The following is a 16,741-nucleotide window of genomic DNA, read 5'->3' as shown; positions in this document are numbered from 1 at the left end:
GACCAGCGGAAACGCCGGTCAGGGCTTTGTCGTAGCTGCTGCTGGTTCGGCACTGAGGGTGGCCATTCTTGGGCCCAGTGCTGAGACCATGTGGGGCTGAGGTCGTGGGAGTCGCTGTGGGAGTCGCTTCGGGTCGCGTGGTCAACCTTCTGATTCTGGGCCGTAACGCGACTCGCTTCGGCTCTGGGCAACTGCATCACGGCGCGGCACCGGGCAGTTAGGTGAACTGCGAGGTGAGGACGCGTAGAGCGGCGCGCGCTGTGGCCTCGTGTTCCTGAGGTAGCGAACGCCAGGCGGGGTGACCCTCATGGACGGCACGTTGCAGCGTGGCGAGCCGCCGTCGGTCGGAGCCAGTGAAGGTATCGCGTTCTGCAAATGGATCCTCGATGCACGCGAGTAGAGCGACCGCGTCGAAGAGGTGGCGCTCGCTATCTCGACTATCCGCGGCGTAGGCGGCGCTCTTGAGGATCACAGCGCCGAACGGGCTGGGCACCGAGACGGTTGTGAGCCGTCCAGTGGTGATCTCGAGGCGGGCGTTGATGGTTCGTCGCAGGGCTTGGGTGCCGCCTTCGATGCGGACCATGTCACGGCCGCGCAGCCGCTCGACGACCGTCGGGGCCGGGTGGTCGGCCATTAGGACATCGACGACGTCCTGGTCGGATGCGCTGGCGGGGAGGTCGACCGTGCTGGAGCCACGGACGAACCGATGGGCCGTGTTGGCCCGGGGGTCCACGGGGTCGCGGAGCCGGTAGCCCAGGGTCTCTAGTGCGGCTGCGGTCGCGTTCGGGACGCCCCGGCTGGCCTCGATGTGAAGGACGATGTCCACATCGTTAGTCGGCCGCACCACGCCGAGCCCGTGGTGGACGGTGTGCAGTTGCGTCATGAGTCCGCCGACGAGGGTCCACTTGTCAGCAGGAAGGGCTGTCGCAAGTTCGGCCACGTTGGCCCATGGCGCCGGCCACCCACCGGGAGTGGCGGCAACGTCGATAGTCGGCCGCGTCCGCCCGGTGGGTTCGCTCGAGGGTGCAGGTGTCATCGGCGGAACTGGACGAGTGCCTCGGCCAGAGCGCGCTCACCAACGCCGCGTTCGCGAGGGTCGCGCGAGGTGGCAGCATCCAGGGCAGCGAGTACGTCTCCGTGCATGGTGATGGCGCGGACGGCGTTGGCGTCGAGGTGGGTCGCGCGGATCGTGACGTCTCCAGTGGGCTCCTCGCGCAGTCCAAAGAAGCCGACTAGGGAGTCCAGACGGTCGGCGGACAGGTATCCGTCCACGTGGTCGGGCTGGGTACCAACCAGGCCAAGACGTGTTGCGTCCGTGGTCACCAGGTCATCGAGCAATCGTCGCAATGCCGAAGGATGGGCTTGGTAGACATGGACGCTCGCGCGGTCACGGGTCTGCACGACGAGCTCTGCAGGGTCGGTGATCTCACGCAACGACGCTCGCACCCGCGAGGTCTGGCTAGGGCCGAGCCAGTCGGCATGCATCCCCGAAAGAATCGCGATGGCACCCCATGCGGTGTGCTCCGCCCACACCCTGGTGCGTCCACCCTGCCGTTCGAGGAGGTACCGCTCTAGGGAGTCGCGGTTGATCAAGCCGCGAGCGACACGGGTCAACTCGCCGGAGTCCGCGAGGCGGCGCACATGCTGGACCGTGACCCCGAGGGTGCGCGCAGCTTCCGTGGTACTCACGAATCCTTCACTCGACGCCATACAGATAATGTTCCATTCCGAACCTAATCTGTAAATGAGGTGACCGGCAGGATGCCGACGGTCCAGGCGACGAACTTGCAGACGCAAACCACCACCGAAGCAAGCATCAGCCTCCATCCGTCGGCCAGGGGCGCCCATACACACCGACGACGGAGGCCGCTACGCGCGCTGTGCCCGATGCCTCGAGGAGCGAGACAGCAAGGGTGGCAACGTCACCGGGCCGGGTGCGACGAGTGCAGGCCGCACCAGCGGCATCAGTGGGGTCGGCTTCTAGCCCGACCTCGGACGGCCGGCCTCGCCCTCGTCAGGTCGTGAGCCACTGAGACTCCGCTCCGACGTGACGCGGCGCGTCTCGCCGGCGTGATCCACATCGCGGCTTCTCCTTCGGTCGAGCTGCGTGGAAGTCACGTGGTCAGGAGGAAGCGTGCTCAGAGCCGGGGGGCGCGGAGCGCGATCACGATCCCCAGCAGAGCCACGAAGGGACCTACGAAGGCCCAGAGGATGTCACCTGACATCGCGCTACCGCCTACGACGCCAAACCCCTGCAGCGTCCAGAGCACGCCGATGGCCGTGAGCAGACCGCCGGTGATGAGCAGTGCGGGTCGTCGCATGTCGCAAGGGTATGCCGCGTGGTGGCCTTCACCGAGAGTCAGTTGCTTTTGGGTGCCAGCGCTCGTTGCAGCCGTTCGTCATCAGGCTTCAGGGTCAACAGCCAGGTGTTGAAGGCAACGTCGCTCAAGTTCGCCTGGGCCTGACGCCTGAGCTTCGGGTCATACGGAACGTGCTCGTCGCACCTCCACTCTGCTGGGGCGCCACCGAAGTTCGCCTCGCGGAGGATGGTTCCGGTCAGGGTTCCGACTCGTCCGTCAACGGTGCTCTCGAAGTTTTCGATAGGTGCGAAAGCGGCCTGCAACGCCCGAACGGCGCCGGCGGTGTCCCTGCCGTACTGGCCGTCGACGGGCGTCCGCGGGCCGATTCCTAACCCGGCAGACCCCAGGTGGTTGACGGCATACTGCACGCATTTGACGCCCTGCCCGACGCTCCCACGCTGGATGACGTCGGAGGCCTGGACGGGCGCGGCCGGCCCACTCACCCACGCCGTTGCGATCGCCACGGCGGCGCCGGCGCGCGCAGCCCGTGCCAACCGCATACCGCCGACGACGCCCACGAGGTCGAGCGCTCTCCCGGTGAGGGTCCAGACGCACCATCCCACCAGACCGAGGAGAAGGGCCAGGCGAGGCAAGCCGGAGCCTCCGGCCAGCACCATCTGGGAGGTCCAGAACCCCATTGACGCAAGGCCGGTCGCGACTGGAAGCCGGCGTCCGGCATCGACGAACAGGGCAACAGCGACCAGGCTGATCGAGTAGGCCGGGGCTGGATTGGGCTCGAGCGCAGCCCGTAGGGCCAGGCCCGCGAGCAGTCCCGCCGCCGGCCGTGAGCGGAGGTGGCCCAGCAGGGTGCCTGCCCATGCAACGGCCAGCTGCAGGGGCCGGACCCACGCGGGTGGGCGTCCGGCGCGCACACCGAGGTACGACAATCCATCGCCCGGCACCACCGCCATGACCCCTTGTCCCGCGCGCGCCATGGCGCCGGGGTCGGCAATGACGAACGGCAGCCACACCAGGGCGGCCAGCATCGGCCCCAACCACAGCGTCACTGGCGTCGCGAGCAGGAGCGGCGCAAGCGCCAGTGCTGTCGGCTTTCCCGCCACCGCGACGAACCAGCCGGCCAGAACCCAGCTGGTGCGGCGTGCGGCGAGCGCTGTCAGCATGACGGCGGCGCCGAGCAGGACGAGTGCGTCGTCGCCGTGCCCTTTCCAGGCGAGCTGCGCCCACGGGGCGATGAGCAGAGTCGTGGCCAGCAGCCAAGTGATCCGTCGCGAGGGCGGGACGTCATCCTCGAGTAGGGGAAGTGCGGCCAGGACCAGGAAGGGCAGGACGAGGAGGGCCACGACAACGTTGTATGCCGCGTGTGGCAGTGGAGCCAGCGCCAGCGCCAGGGGCCCCATCTGAGCCAGTGGTGCTTCGGCGTAGACCCGCAGGCCGTCACCAGAGAGCAGGACCTGCGCTGCCTCCCGGGCCAGGAGAAAGTCCGGGTGGGTGAACCAGCGCCAACGCCATCCGTCGTAAGCGATCAAGGCCGAGGCTGGCAGGGTGAGCAAGGCGGCCAAGCGCACCCTGTGCCAGTTCATGACGGCCCCCTCCTTGGTCAGCCCGAGCTGCGGGCTCGCGCGAACGCTATCGCGGGAGGTGCCAGCTCATCGGGACTTCAAGCTCGTGGTTCACCGAGCCGTCACCGGGCGTGCGGTCGACAAATGTCTGGGGTGGCGCGAGGATCGCTGTCGCCGAACCCTTCGGAGGAGCAGTGCGGGCTCGGTGCCCACAACGAATCCGCATGCCCGAGGCGCGACGGCGCGTCGCGCCTCGGCACCACCGAAGGAGCCTGACCGTGTCCGTCCGAATCCGTTCCGCCCGTGTCGTTTCCGCGCTCGCCGCGGGCCTGCTCGCCGTCGCCGGGGCCGTGGCGACGACCACCAGCGCCGAGGCCGCGGGCCGCGACGGCGTCTGCGACTCCGGCGAGTTCTGCCTCTACTACAACAGCGACAACGCCGGTTCGATCTCCGACTTCACCACCTCGATCAGCGACTACGGCGACACCCAGCCGAGCTGTTACGAGTTCAAGAGCGCCGGCAACGGACAGGGGCTATGCGTGAAGAACAACGCCGCCTCCGTCTGGAACCGCACCGGCGGCTCTGTGACGGTCTTCTACAACAGCGGGTATGCCGGTGACGCCCAGACGTTCGCGGCCGGAGCCAAGACCAACCTCAACGCGACCCTCAAGAACGAGAACGCATCCCACCGGTTCGGCGGCGGCACCACGACCAAGGTCGACATGTCCGACGCGCTCTACGTCGGCGGCGGGGGCAGGCTCACCACCGGCTTCGACGGCTACGTCAACACGCCCGGTCGCCACGAGGGAATTGACTTCGCCAAGGCCAGCGGTGCCGGGGTCAAGGCGCTGCTCGGCGGCACGGTGACCAACGTCGTCGAGGGTGGCAGCGGCAGCCTGTCGACCATCGCCATCTACAACGCGACCTACGACAAGACGATCATCTACCTGCACTCCAACCCGCTCGACAGCGTCGACACCGGCGACGTCATCAGCAAGGGCCAGCAGATCGCCAATGAGGCTGCCCGCGGCACCTCGGCGACGCACACTCACGTCGAGATGCGCCTCGGCTACCGCACCCTGGCTGCCAAGAGCGTCAACGACCCGGTGCTCGACAACCCGAACCCCAACCCCTTCTGGGAAGCGCGCGGCTACAACGTGCGCTGACGCGAAAAGACCTGCAGGACAACGGTATGCCGCGTGGTCGCCCCTCACGCGACCACGCGGCATACCCGGCGCTTGCGTCTGCGTGAACGGCGGCCATAGCAACCGTTCATGCAGACGCAAGCAATCATGCGCGGGGCGGAACGACTCAGAAGTCGTCGTCGAAGCCGACGCTTCCGGTGACCCCGACCTGGTAGGCCGAGACACGGCGCTCGAAGAAGTTCGACAGCTCCTGCACGTCCTGGAGCTCCATGAACGCCAGCGGGTTCTTCGAGCCGTACTCGGGCTCGAGGCCGAGCTGCTGGAGCCGGCGGTCGGCCACGTTCTCGAGGTAGAGCCGCATGTCGGAGGTCGACAGCCCGGCGACCCCACCACCCAGCAGGTCCTCAGCGAACTGCGCCTCCGCGTCGACCGCGTCCCGCAGCATCTGACGCACGTCGGCCGCCATCTGCTCGTCGAACAGGTCGGGCTCCTCTTCGCGCACCGTCTCGACCACGTCGAACGCGAACGACATGTGCATCGACTCGTCGCGGAACACCCAGTTGGTGCCCGATGCGAGCCCGTTGAGCAGGCCGCGCGACCGCAGGAAGTAGACGTAGGCGAAGGCACCGTAGAAGAACAGCCCCTCGATGCACGCTGCGAAGCAGATCAGGTTGAGCAGGAAGGCCTTTCGGTGCTCGCGCGTCTCGAGTCGGTCGAGATCGAAGACCGAGTCGATCCACTTGAAGCAGAAGTCGGCCTTGTGCTTGATCGACGGGATGTTGTCGACCGCGGCGAACGCCTCGGCGCGCTCCTTCTCGTCGGGCACGTAGGTGTCGAGCAGCGTCAGGTAGAACTGCACGTGCACGGCCTCCTCGAAGAGCTGCCGGCTCAGGTAGAGCCGACCCTCGGGGGAGTTGACGTGCTGGTAGAGGTTGAGCACCAGGTTGTTCGCGACGATCGTGTCGCCGGTGGCGAAGAACGCCACGAGCCGCGACACCAGGTGCCGCTCGGCCTCGGTCAGCCGCTTGAGGTCCTTGAGGTCGGAGTGCAGGTCGACCTCCTCGACCGTCCACGTGTTCTTGATGGCGTCGCGGTAGCGCTCGTAGAAGTGCGGGTAGCGCATCGGCCGCAGCGTGAGGTTCATGCCGGGGTCGAGCAGCATCCGGGTCGCGGAGTGGTCGGAGCCGGTGGTGGCGGCAGCGGTGTCGGTCATCTGGTCCTTCGTCATCTGGTCGGTGGTCACTGGCAGGCCTCGCAGCTCTCGGGGTTCTCGAGGGAGCAGGCAATCGCGTCCTGGTCGGACACTGCCGCCTCGCTCGGGCTGATGGTCAGGGGTGTGGGCGCCGATGCGGCGGTGGGCGCCGGATTGGCCTTGGCCGCAACGGAAACCGTCGCCTGCTGGATGCGGGTGGCCGGACGTGACCGCAGGTAGTAGGTCGTCTTGAGCCCGGCCTTCCACGCGTAGAGGTACATCGAGCTGAGCTTGCCGATGGTCGGCGCAGCCAGGAACAGGTTGAGCGACTGGCTCTGGTCGATGTAGGGCTGACGGGCCGCGGCGAGGTCGATGAGGGCGCGCTGCGGCAGCTCCCACGCCGTGCGGAACAGCACCCGCACCTCCTCGGGTAGGTCGAGGATGCCCTGCACCGAGCCCTCGCTGCGCTTGATCGCCTCCCGGATCTCCGGCGTCCACAGCTTGCGGGCCTTGAGCTCGCGCACCAGCGCCGTGTTGACCTGGAGGAACTCGCCCGACAGGGTCTCGCGCTTGAACAGGTTGGACACCTGCGGCTCGATGCACTCGTAGCAGCCCGCGATCGACGCGATGGTCGCGGTCGGCGCGATGGCAATGAGCAGGCTGTTGCGAAGACCGTTGTCCTTGATGGCCTTCCGCACGGCCTCCCACCGCTCGGTCTGGGTCGGGGTTACCTTCCAGAGGTCGGGCTGGAGGTCGCCGTGGCTCGCCCGCGTCTGGTCGTATGCCGGGTGGGCGCCGTGGGTGGCCGCGAGCTCGGCTGAGCGCTCGAGGGCGGAGAGGTAGACCTCCTCGCTGATGCGGGTGGACAGCTCGCGTGCCTCGTCAGAGTCGAGCGGCAGGCCGAGGGCGAAGAACACGTCCTGGAGACCCATCATGCCGAGCCCGACCGGACGCCAGCGCGGGTTGGAGGCCGCCGACTCCTCGCTCGGGTAGTAGTTGATGTCGATGACCCGGTCGAGGTAGGTCACGGCCGTGCGGACCGTGGATCGCAGTGTCTCCCAGTCGATTCCGTCACGCGCGGCAGTGAGGTGCCGCGCGAGGTTGACCGAGCCCAGGTTGCACACGGCCGTCTCGGTGTCGCTGCTCACCTCGATGATCTCGGTGCACAGGTTGGACAGGTGCACCACCGGGCCGCCGGGCACGTCCGAGGTCTGGTTGCAGGTGCGGTTGCTCGCGTCCTTGAACGTCATCCAGCCGTTGCCGGTCTGGGCCAGCGTGCGCATCATCTTCCCATAGAGCTCGCGGGCGCTCACGGTGCGCACGACCTTGCCGTCGCGCTCCGCGGCGGCATACGCCTCCTCGAAGGCCTCGCCCCACAGGTCGGGCAGCTCGGGCACCTGGTTCGGGTCGATGAGGCTCCACTGCTCGTCGGCCTCGACCCGGCGCATGAACTCGTCGGGGATCCAGTTGGCGAGGTTGAGGTTGTGCGTGCGCCGTGCGTCCTCGCCGGTGTTGTCCCGCAGCTCCAGGAACTCCTCGATGTCGGGGTGCCACGGCTCGAGGTAGACGCACGCCGCACCCTTGCGGCGACCGCCCTGGTTGACCGCCGCCACCGACGAGTCGAGCGTGCGCAGCCACGGCACGATGCCGTTGGAGTGACCGTTGGTGCCCCGGATTAGTGCGCCGCGCGACCGCACCCGAGACCACGAGATCCCAATTCCACCAGCGAACTTCGACAGCTTCGCCACCTGGGCATAGCGGTCGTAGATCGACTCGAGCTCGTCGCGCGGGCTGTCGACGAGGTAGCACGACGACATCTGCGTGTGCCGCGTGCCGGAGTTGAAGAGGGTCGGCGAGCTCGGCAGGTAGGCCAGGCTCGACATGAGCCGGTAGAAGTCGATCGCCTCGCGGGCCGTGTGGGCCAGGCCGCACGCGACGCGCAGCAGCCAGTACTGCGGGGTCTCGATGACGTCGCGGGTCTGTGGGTGGCGCAGCAGGTAGCGGTCGTAGACGGTGCGCAGCCCGAAGTACTCGAACCGACGGTCGGCCTCGGTGTCGATGGCGTGGTCGAGCTTGCGGGCGTTGGCCTCGACGAAGGCTGCGGTCTCGTCGCCGATCAGCCCCTCGAGGTGGCCCAGCCGGATCGCCTGGCTGAACGACGCGACCTGGTGGCCCCGCACCTCCTTGTCGATGTAGTTGGACAGCAGCCGGGCCGCGAGGCGCGAGTACTCCGGCTCGCTCGCGGTCATCTCGGCCGCCGTCTGGATCGACAGCCGGTCGAGCTCGGCGGTGGTGGCGCCGTCGTAGAGGCCACTGATGGTGCGGGTCGCAATCGCCATCGGGTCGACCTCGGTGAGGTCGTCGCACCAGCGGTCGACTGCCCGCACGATCTTCATGACGTCGACGGGCTCGGCGTCGCCGTTGCGCTTGCGCACCTGCATCTGGGTGCGGCGCGCCGGGCTCTCGGGGGCGGCCGGCTCGGCGGCCCCGGGAACGACTTGGGTCATCTGCTCTCTCCTCGCGAGCGGTTCCGATGGGTCGGGACCACGCGGGGAGGCGACGACGACGCGGTGGCGAGCACCCGGCATACCGGGTCGTCGTCATCACGTCGGTCGAAAGGACCCGCCCTCGAGGTCACGACCACACCACGCACGGCGTGCGTGGTCGCTGGCAGGTCTTCGGACTCGTGGACGTGGTGGGGCGCGACCTCGCGGTCTCGACCCACGCGCCTACCGGCCGTCGCTTCCCAGACTCGCGTCCAGTGCTTGGTGACGGCTTTCGTTTCCACTCACCGCTGCGGGGCAGTCCCGGACTTGCACCGGGTTCCCTCTTGCCCCGAAGCCGTTGGCTCACGGCTCCGGACCAGCTGTCAGCCACCATATGGGGTGGTGCTGACAAAACCCCGGCACCACATGTTGTGTCCGCGTGTCTCGGCGTGTCGCGCCCTGGCGATGGCTAAAAGGGCAGGTCAGGGCGCTGGACTGCGCGCAGGCTGTGGGTTCCGCAATCGGCCGATCGGGCTTACCTTGTCCCGCATGCGGGCCGCACCCCGTGGCCCACCCCATGGAGGAACCATGTACAGAGCGCGAGCACTCGCAGCGGCCAGCGCCGCCGCGATGGTCGCGGCGGGCCTGACCGGCCTGGCCACGACCGCCACCGCGGCGCCCACGAAGGCGACTGCATCTGGAGCATCCTCGAGCTGGCTGGTGCTGGCCGACCGCGGCGCCTCGACCGCCGCGTTGGTCAAGGAACTCAGAGCGGCTGGGGCCACGGTCACGTCGGTCAACGAGGCGATCGGGCTGGTGAGTGTCACGTCGAAGGACGCCCGCTTCCGCGCGTCGGCGAGCCGGATCGCCGGCGTCCAGGGCGTCGCGGCCGACGTGAGCATCGGTTCGTCGCCCAACCCGGTGAAGGCCCGCGCCGACAAGGTGGAGAAGGAGCACCAGGGCGCCACCGCTAAGGGCAAGGACAAGGGCGCCAAGGCCAAGAAGGGTGTGAAGGCCGACCCGCTCGACCAGTACCTGTGGGGCATGGACATGATCAACGCTCCCGCGGCGCACGCGATCGAGCGCGGCGACAAACGCGTCACGGTGGGTGTCATGGACACGGGTGTCGACGGTGCGCACCCAGACCTCGCCCCCAACTTCGACGCCAAGAAGTCGCGCAACTTCACGACCGACATCGAGGCGATCGACGGTCCGTGTGAGTTCACTGGTTGCGTCGACCCGGCCAACGTCGACGACAACGGTCACGGCACGCACGTGGCCGGCACCATCGGCGCGGCGCTGAACGGGCGCGGTGTGAGCGGTGTCGCGCCGGGCGTGACTCTCGTCAACGTCCGGGCTGGCCAGGACAGTGGCTACTTCTTCCTCGGACCGGTCACGAACGCCCTCACCTACTCCGGCGACATCGGCATCGACGTCGTCAACATGTCGTTCTACGTCGACCCGTGGCTCTACAACTGTCGGGGCGGCGCGCCGGAGGACAGCGCCCCGGCTGCGGCGGACCAGGAGATCATCATCGCGGCCATGACGCGGGCGCTCAACTACGCCAACGCTCGCGGCGTCACGCTCGTGGGTGCACTGGGCAACAACCACGAGGACCTGGCCAAGCCCCGGGTCGACCTGTCCAGCCCGGACTACGACAACCCGGCCTACGACTGGGACACCGCTCCCTACCCCCGGACCATCTCCAACGCCAACTGCCTCGACCTCCCGGTCGAGGGCCCGAACGTCATCGGCGTGTCCTCGCTCGGCCCGACCGGCACCAAGTCGGACTTCTCCAACTACACGACTGACCTCAGCTCGGGCGAGATCGAGGTCTCTGCTCCGGGTGGCTGGTTCCGTGACGGGTTCGGCACGGACACCTATCGCACCAACGGCAACCTGATCCTGTCCACGGCGCCGCTGCACGTGCTGCAGGCCGAGGGTGCAGTGGATGAGGACGGCAACATCACGCCCGACGGCGAGGCGGCCGGCGTGATGAAGGAGTGCGTCAAGCGCGTCTGCGGGTACTACCAGTACCTCCAGGGCACCTCGATGGCGTCGCCGCACGCTGCCGGCGTCGCTGCGCTCGCCGTCAGCGCCCACGGGCGGGTCGACGGCAAGCGCGGCCTCACCATGGCCCCTGACGCGGTCGCCATGCTCATGATGCGCACGGCCACCGACCACGCCTGCCCGCCGGGCGGCGTCCGGTCCTACGCGCAGGAGGGACGCAGCGCCGAGTGGACGGCCACCTGCGTGGGCAATGCCGACTTCAACGGGTTCTACGGAGCCGGCATCGTCAACGCCCTCGGCGTGGTGCAGTAACCGCACGACGTCGCCCCTTGGGGCGCAACGAGGAAACGACGAACTGCCCCGGCGGGGTCGACCCCGCCGGGGCAGTTCGCGTGTCGTCAGCCGACGGCAGCCCGCTCAAAGCGGTCGGCCCAGTCGCGCAGCATCTCGCGGAAGGCCTCGGGCGCCTCCTCCACCTCGAAGGCCGCACCCGCCCAGCCGAACCCGAAGAGGGACCACTGCGGCTGGCTCGCGTCCATCGCGACCCGGCAGCTGTCGGTGCCGACCGGCGTGATCTCGGCCCACCGGCCGATCCGGCTCTCCACCTCGTCGGCGGGTGCGTGGACCAGGGCAACGACCTGCTGACCACGGTCGCGTTGCGAAAGGCCTTGGCGCACAAAGGAGGCCGCATCGTCCGTGGGGATCTCGCGGCGGCGGAACCGTGCCCGGGTGCCCATCGGCGCCGAGAGGCGGTCGAGGCGGAACGAGCGCCAGTCCTGTCGTTCCAGGTCGTATGCCGCGAGGTACCAGCGGCGTCCGACCGTCACCAGCTGGTGGGGCTCGACGTGGCGGCCCAGGTCCTCGCCGGCCGCCGCGCCGCCCTTGGCGGTGTAGCGGAACCGCAGCCGCTCCTCGTCGCGGATCGTCTGCGCAACGATGGACAGCACCTCGGCGGAGACCTCGGGGGCGGTCCCGAAGGGTGAGTCGACGGTGACGCTGCGCAGCGCCTCGGCCCGCCGCTTGAGCTTCGCGGGCAGCACCTGCACGACCTTGGACAGTGCCGACAGTGACGCCTCGGCGAGCGCCCCGCTGCCCTGGTGGGCGGCGTTTCCCAGGGCGACCGCCATCGCGATCGCCTCGTCCTCCTCGACGGTGAGCGGCGGCATCGCGGCGCCGGCACCGAGCTGGTACCCGCCGTCGGCGCCCCGGGTCGCGTTGACGGGGTAGCCGAGCTCGCGCAGCCGGTCGATGTCGCGACGCAGGGTGCGCTCGGACACCTCGAGCCGGTCGGCGAGCTCGCCACCGGGCCAGAACCGGTGGGTCTGCAGCAGCGACAGCAGTCGGAGGGCGCGTGAGCTGGTGTTGGCCATGGATCAAGAGTCTCTCACCATCAGGTCAGAAACTGACCGGAATCATCCCTAGCGTCGTCAACGACCGAAGAAGTACCGCAGACCTCCACCCGGGAGAGAACGATGACAACGACCACCACAGCGCTCCGCGAGGCGGCGCCGGAAGCAAGCAACACGGCATACGCAGCAACGGAATCCGTCACGTCGCGCGAGGGGCGGCACGGGCCGCTGCCGACCGGCCGGGCGCGCACCATCGCGCTGCTCAGCCTCTTCCTCGCCTCGACCATGGAGCTGCTCGACACCACGGTCGTCAACGTCGCGCTGCCGACCATCGAGGCCGGCCTCAAGGCGAGCGCGACCCAGCTCCAGTGGATGGTCGCGGCCTACCCGCTGGCCTTCGCGCTGGGCCTCATCACCGGCTCGCGGCTCGGTGATCTGTTCGGCCGCAAGCGGGTGTTCCTCGCAGGGCTGGTGGGCTTCACGGTGACGTCGGCGGCGTGCGGCTTCGCGCCGAACGCCGAGCTGCTCGTCGCGTTCCGGGCGCTGCAGGGGCTGGCCGCCGCCGCGATGATCCCGCAGGTGCTGTCGAGCCTGCAGGTGATGTACCGGCCGGAGGAGCGCGCGAAGGCGATGGGCATGTTCACCGGGCTCGCCGGTCTCTCTGCAGTGCTGGGCCCGGTGCTCGGCGGTGTGCTGACCGAGGTCGACGTCGCCGGTCTCGGGTGGCGTTCGATCTTCCTGATCAACGTCCCGTTCGGGGTGCTCGCGATCGTGGCGGCTTTGCGCTGGGTCCCGGAATCCGTTGCGGCAGTAGCTCCCCGGATCGATGTGGGCGGGGTGCTGGTGCTGGCTGCCGGGCTCTTCGCCGTGCTCTACCCGTTGACGCTCGGCCGCGAGCTCGGGTGGCCGACGTGGGTGTATGCCGCGATGGCGGCGGGCGTGGTCGTGCTGGCCGGGTTCGTGCGGGCGCAGCTGCGGGCCGAGCGGGCGGGGCGGGAGCCACTCGTGGCGCTGAGCCTCTACCGCGGGCGTGGGTTCGCCGCCGGCACGGTGCTCAACGCGGTGTTGTTCATGGCGATGGCGTCGTACTTCCTGTGCCAGACCATCTACCTGCAGGCCGGGCTCGGCTGGTCGGTGCTCAAGGCCGGTCTCGCCGGGATGCCGTTCGCGCTGACGACGACGGTCTTCGCCGGGCTGGCGGTTGCGGTGCTGGCGCCGAGGATCGGGCGGCGGGTGCTCCAGCTCGGTGCGATCACCTGGGCGGCTGGTGCGGGGCTGATGGCTGTGACCGTGCACGGCGCTGACGCTGCGACATCGGTGTGGGCGTTCCTGCCGGCGTTCCTCGTCTCGGGCGCGGGCTTCGGGCTGATGGTGTCGCCGATCGGCGTCTTCGCGCTGGCGGACGTGCCGGTGACCAAGGCCGGCTCGGCGTCGGGGCTGTTCAGCACGACCGGTCAGCTGGCCGGCGCCGCAGGTGTGGCTGCGGTCGGGTCGGTGTTCTTCTCGGTGGTCGAGTCGAATGCGTCGCGGGTGCCCGTGGACATGTTCCGGCCTGCGTTCCAGGTGGCGCTCGGTCTGCTGGTGGTCCTGCTCCTGGTCGGCGCAGTCGTCGCCCGGGCGCTCCCGGCGAATGCACCCCAGGAGGGCGCACCCGCGGCCCACTGAGGCTCCGCTGCCAGCACTTCATGTCCCGCAACATGCCGTGGAAAATCGGGCGGATTCCAGCGGTCAGTGCAACGCGGACTCTGGAATCCGCCTCGCGATCGACGGCATGTTGCGGGACATGAACGTCGAGCGCGAATGCACGCAAGGCGCGGCTAGACTCCGCTCGAGTGATGGCGGTGGGGCTCGCCGACAACCGCGGAGATTCCGCCAACAGTCCCTACCTGAGACGGTAGGAGAGCCATGCCCATCGACCCACCAGCCCCGCGCGAGCCGATCGACCCGGACGTCACCAGCGCCGAGGCACACGAGGCCGCTGCCGAGCACCTCTCGCTGCGCCACCTCCTGCGCGGGCGCGGGGACATCGTGGGTTCCATCGCGGCCGGCGGCGCCATCGGCGCCCTGGCTCGTTGGGGCCTCGCCGAGCTGATCCCTCACGGCACAGGCGAGTTCGCGACGAGCACCCTGATCGCCAACGTCGTCGGCGCCTTCCTGATCGGCGTCCTCATGGTCGTGGTCGTCGAGGTCATGCAGCCCACCCGGCTCGTGCGGCCGTTCCTGGGCGTGGGCGTCCTCGGCGGCTTCACGACCTTCTCGACCTACACCCTCGACCTCCACGAGATGCTGCGTGAGGGGCACCCGGGTGCCGCCGCGGCATACCTCGTCGTCACGCTCGTGGGCGGCCTCGCCGCCACGGCCGCCGCCATCGCGGTGACTCGCCACCTTTTGGTGCGGGAGGGCGCACAGTGACAGCGCTACTCATCGTCCTCGGCGCCGCGGTCGGGGCGCCCACGCGCTACCTCGCCGACCTGTGGATCCAGAGCCGGCACGAGACGCGCTACCCGTGGGGGACGTTCGCGGTCAACGTGATCGGCTCGCTCGTGCTCGGGTGCATCGCGAGCGCCGTGTATGCCGGGTCGTCGCCGGAATGGCTGCTCACCCTGGTGGGCACGAGCTTCTGCGGGGCGCTGACGACGTTCTCGACGTTCTCGTTCGAGGCGGTACGGCTCACGCAGGAGGGTGCACTCGCGACCGCGGTTGCCTACGTGGCGGGCAGCCTCGCCGCGGGGCTCCTGGCGTGCACCGCCGGATGGGCCCTCGTCGCGGCCGTCACCTGACCGCCGACCGAAGGGCTCAGCGGCGACGGGTCTCGAGGAACTCGCCGATCCGGCCGATCGCCTCGGTCAGGGTGTCGACGTCGGGCAGCGTCACGAGCCGGAAGTGGTCGGGCTCGAACCAGTTGAAGCCGGTGCCGTGCGTGACGAGGATCTTCTTCTCCCGCAACAGGTCTATGACGAACGCCTGGTCGTCCTCGATCGGGTAGACCTCGGGGTCCAGACGGGGGAAGCAGTACAACGCTCCGTGGGGCTCGACGCACGACACCCCGGGGATCTCGTTCAGCAGGCGCCACGCGAGCTTGCTCTGCTCGTAGAACCGACCACCGGGATGGATGTACTCCTCGATCGACTGGTAGCCACCGAGTGCCGTCTGGATCGCGTGCTGGCCGGGCACGTTGGCGCACATGCGCATGTTGGCCAACAGGGTCAGGCCCTCGAGGAAGTCGGCCGCCGCCTCGCGCGGACCCGACACCATGACCCAACCCGCGCGGTAGCCGCACACGCGATAAGCCTTCGACAGCCCGCTGAAGGTGAGGCACAGGACGTCGTCACCGGCATACGTCGCCGTGTGGTGGTGCACCGGCTGAAAGTCGTTGTCCCCGAACAGGATCTTCTCGTAGATCTCGTCCGACATCAGGACCAGGTCGTGCCGCCGCGCGATGTCGACGAGACCCCGCACCGTCTCCTCGCTGTAGACGGCGCCCGTCGGGTTGTTCGGGTTGATGACGACCAGCGCATGGGTGTTCCCGGTGATCTTGGACTCGATGTCCTCGAGGTCGGGGTTCCACCCGTTGGCCTCGTCGCAGCGGTAGTGGACCGGCGTCCCACCCGCCAGCGTGACCGCGCCGGTCCACAGCGGGTAGTCGGGCGCGGGCACCAGCACCTCGTTGCCCTCGTCGACGAACGCCGTCAGCACCATCGAGATCAGCTCGGAGACGCCGTTGCCGATGAAGACGTCGTCGACGTGCGTGTCGGTCAGCCCCCGCGACTGGTAGTAGTGCGCCACCGCCGTGCGGGCCGAGTAGATGCCCCGCGAGTCGCTGTAGCCCTGCGACGTCGGCAGGTGGTGGACCATGTCCTGCAGGATCGCGTCGGGCGCCTCGAACCCGAACGGCTCGGGGTTGCCGATGTTGAGCTTGAGGATCTTGTGCCCCTCGGCCTCGAGCCGCTGGGCCTCGACGAGGATCGGTCCGCGCACGTCATAACGGACCTGATGCAGCTTGCGGGACTGGGTGATTCGGCGCACGACGCCAGTGTGTCAGTGGGCGGGTCGCTCACGGCGGACCATCCCGTATGCCGTCCGGCACAGTTCGCGTGCCCGCGCACCTCGCGTGGCCGGGCGGGGTACGCCAGAGTGGGTGCATGGGCGCCGGAGACGATGACCAGCACGCGAGCGTGCAGGAGGGCGTGCGCGAGGAGACCCGGCCCGCCGAGCGCGACGAGACGCCGGCGGAGCGGTCGGACCGCAACTGGAACGAGCTGTTGCAGGAACTGCGCGTCACCCAGACCGGGGTGCAGCTGTTGTCCGGCTTCCTGCTGACCCTGCCGTTCCAGCAGCGCTTCGAGTCGCTCACCGACGACCAGAAGCTGCTCTACCTGTGGACCGTCGTGCTGTCGGTCGCCGCGACCGGGCTCATCGTGTCGCCCGTGGCCATGCACCGGGCACTGTTCCGGCGGCATGCCAAGACCACTCTGGTGACGGCCGGTGACCGCATCGCCAAGGCCGGGCTCGTGGTCCTTGCCGTCACGGTGGCGTCGGTGCTGGCGCTGATCTTCTCCGTCGTCGTCGGCACCGGCCCGGCCATTGCGGCCGTGGGAGGTGCGGCGCTGTTCTTCGTGGGCTTCTGGCTCGTGCTGCCCGTGGCCATGACCAAGGGCCACCGCCGGCTGCCCTGACGC

The 16,741-nt window shown here is 68.9% G+C and carries 14 protein-coding genes and 1 riboswitch; of the genes, 6 read left to right on the top strand and 8 right to left on the bottom strand.

From position 1 onward, the window contains the following. Positions 1-217: 217 nt before the first annotated feature. The 4 genes from HJG52_RS14860 to HJG52_RS14845 form a co-directional block, all read right to left on the bottom strand. On the bottom strand, positions 218-883 hold the full coding sequence (locus HJG52_RS14860; RefSeq protein ID WP_240978055.1) for a hypothetical protein: 666 nt from the start codon (positions 881-883) through the stop codon (positions 218-220). Positions 884-1,032: 149 nt separating this feature from the next. Next, positions 1,033-1,689 carry a helix-turn-helix domain-containing protein gene (locus HJG52_RS14855; RefSeq protein WP_171244396.1) on the bottom strand — a complete coding sequence of 219 codons (657 nt, stop codon included), beginning with the start codon at positions 1,687-1,689 and terminating at the stop codon, positions 1,033-1,035. A gap of 449 nt (positions 1,690-2,138) precedes the next feature. Continuing rightward, the gene (locus HJG52_RS14850; RefSeq protein ID WP_171244395.1) at positions 2,139-2,321 is read right to left on the bottom strand and encodes a hypothetical protein; all 183 of its coding nucleotides are present in this window, start codon (positions 2,319-2,321) and stop codon (positions 2,139-2,141) included. A 38-nt stretch (positions 2,322-2,359) separates the two neighbouring features. Further along, on the bottom strand, positions 2,360-3,901 hold the full coding sequence (locus tag HJG52_RS14845; protein ID WP_171244394.1) for a peptidoglycan-binding domain-containing protein: 1,542 nt from the start codon (positions 3,899-3,901) through the stop codon (positions 2,360-2,362). Positions 3,902-4,158: 257 nt separating this feature from the next. Between HJG52_RS14845 and HJG52_RS14840 the strand changes: the two genes are divergently transcribed. After that, positions 4,159-5,046 carry a peptidase inhibitor family I36 protein gene (locus tag HJG52_RS14840; RefSeq protein WP_346767760.1) on the top strand — a complete coding sequence of 296 codons (888 nt, stop codon included), beginning with the start codon at positions 4,159-4,161 and terminating at the stop codon, positions 5,044-5,046. A gap of 145 nt (positions 5,047-5,191) precedes the next feature. On the opposite strand, the gene HJG52_RS14835 is transcribed toward HJG52_RS14840, so the two are convergent. After that, a complete protein-coding gene (locus tag HJG52_RS14835) occupies positions 5,192-6,268 on the bottom strand; it encodes a ribonucleotide-diphosphate reductase subunit beta (protein ID WP_346767759.1) in 1,077 nt (358 codons plus the stop codon). After that, positions 6,265-8,724, bottom strand: a complete 2,460-nt coding sequence (locus tag HJG52_RS14830) for a ribonucleoside-diphosphate reductase subunit alpha (RefSeq protein ID WP_171244392.1) — start codon at positions 8,722-8,724, stop codon at positions 6,265-6,267. The genes HJG52_RS14835 and HJG52_RS14830 overlap by 4 nt, the downstream gene beginning before the upstream one ends. Positions 8,725-8,869: 145 nt before the next feature. After that, a riboswitch (cobalamin riboswitch) is annotated at positions 8,870-9,099 on the bottom strand. A gap of 192 nt (positions 9,100-9,291) precedes the next feature. Between HJG52_RS14830 and HJG52_RS14825 the strand changes: the two genes are divergently transcribed. Beyond that, on the top strand, positions 9,292-11,025 hold the full coding sequence (locus HJG52_RS14825; RefSeq protein ID WP_171244391.1) for a S8 family serine peptidase: 1,734 nt from the start codon (positions 9,292-9,294) through the stop codon (positions 11,023-11,025). An 86-nt stretch (positions 11,026-11,111) separates the two neighbouring features. On the opposite strand, the gene HJG52_RS14820 is transcribed toward HJG52_RS14825, so the two are convergent. Further along, the gene (locus HJG52_RS14820; RefSeq protein WP_171244390.1) at positions 11,112-12,083 is read right to left on the bottom strand and encodes a helix-turn-helix transcriptional regulator; all 972 of its coding nucleotides are present in this window, start codon (positions 12,081-12,083) and stop codon (positions 11,112-11,114) included. A gap of 102 nt (positions 12,084-12,185) precedes the next feature. Here HJG52_RS14820 and HJG52_RS14815 point away from each other — a divergent pair, with 102 nt between their 5' ends. The 3 genes from HJG52_RS14815 to crcB all read left to right on the top strand — a co-directional run bounded on the left by HJG52_RS14815 (position 12,186) and on the right by crcB (position 14,842). Next, complete coding sequence (locus HJG52_RS14815; RefSeq protein ID WP_171244389.1) at positions 12,186-13,727, top strand: DHA2 family efflux MFS transporter permease subunit; 1,542 nt, start codon at positions 12,186-12,188, stop codon at positions 13,725-13,727. 240 nt (positions 13,728-13,967) lie between these two features. Then, entirely contained in the window at positions 13,968-14,474 is a 507-nt protein-coding gene (locus HJG52_RS14810; protein WP_206070856.1) for a fluoride efflux transporter FluC, read from the top strand. Next, the gene (gene crcB, locus HJG52_RS14805) at positions 14,471-14,842 is read left to right on the top strand and encodes a fluoride efflux transporter CrcB (protein WP_171244388.1); all 372 of its coding nucleotides are present in this window, start codon (positions 14,471-14,473) and stop codon (positions 14,840-14,842) included. The genes HJG52_RS14810 and crcB overlap by 4 nt, the downstream gene beginning before the upstream one ends. A gap of 16 nt (positions 14,843-14,858) precedes the next feature. On the opposite strand, the gene HJG52_RS14800 is transcribed toward crcB, so the two are convergent. Then, the gene (locus tag HJG52_RS14800; RefSeq protein WP_171244387.1) at positions 14,859-16,088 is read right to left on the bottom strand and encodes an aminotransferase class I/II-fold pyridoxal phosphate-dependent enzyme; all 1,230 of its coding nucleotides are present in this window, start codon (positions 16,086-16,088) and stop codon (positions 14,859-14,861) included. A 116-nt stretch (positions 16,089-16,204) separates the two neighbouring features. On the opposite strand from HJG52_RS14800, the gene HJG52_RS14795 reads away from it, so the two are divergent. Then, entirely contained in the window at positions 16,205-16,738 is a 534-nt protein-coding gene (locus HJG52_RS14795) for a DUF6328 family protein (protein WP_206070854.1), read from the top strand. The last annotated feature ends 3 nt before the right edge of the window (positions 16,739-16,741 follow it).

This window comes from Knoellia koreensis (genome assembly GCF_013041615.1).
Lineage (GTDB): Bacteria > Actinomycetota > Actinomycetes > Actinomycetales > Dermatophilaceae > Pedococcus > Pedococcus koreensis.
The sequence above is the reverse complement of the archived record's forward strand: the minus strand, read 5'-3'. Positions and strand labels throughout refer to the sequence as shown.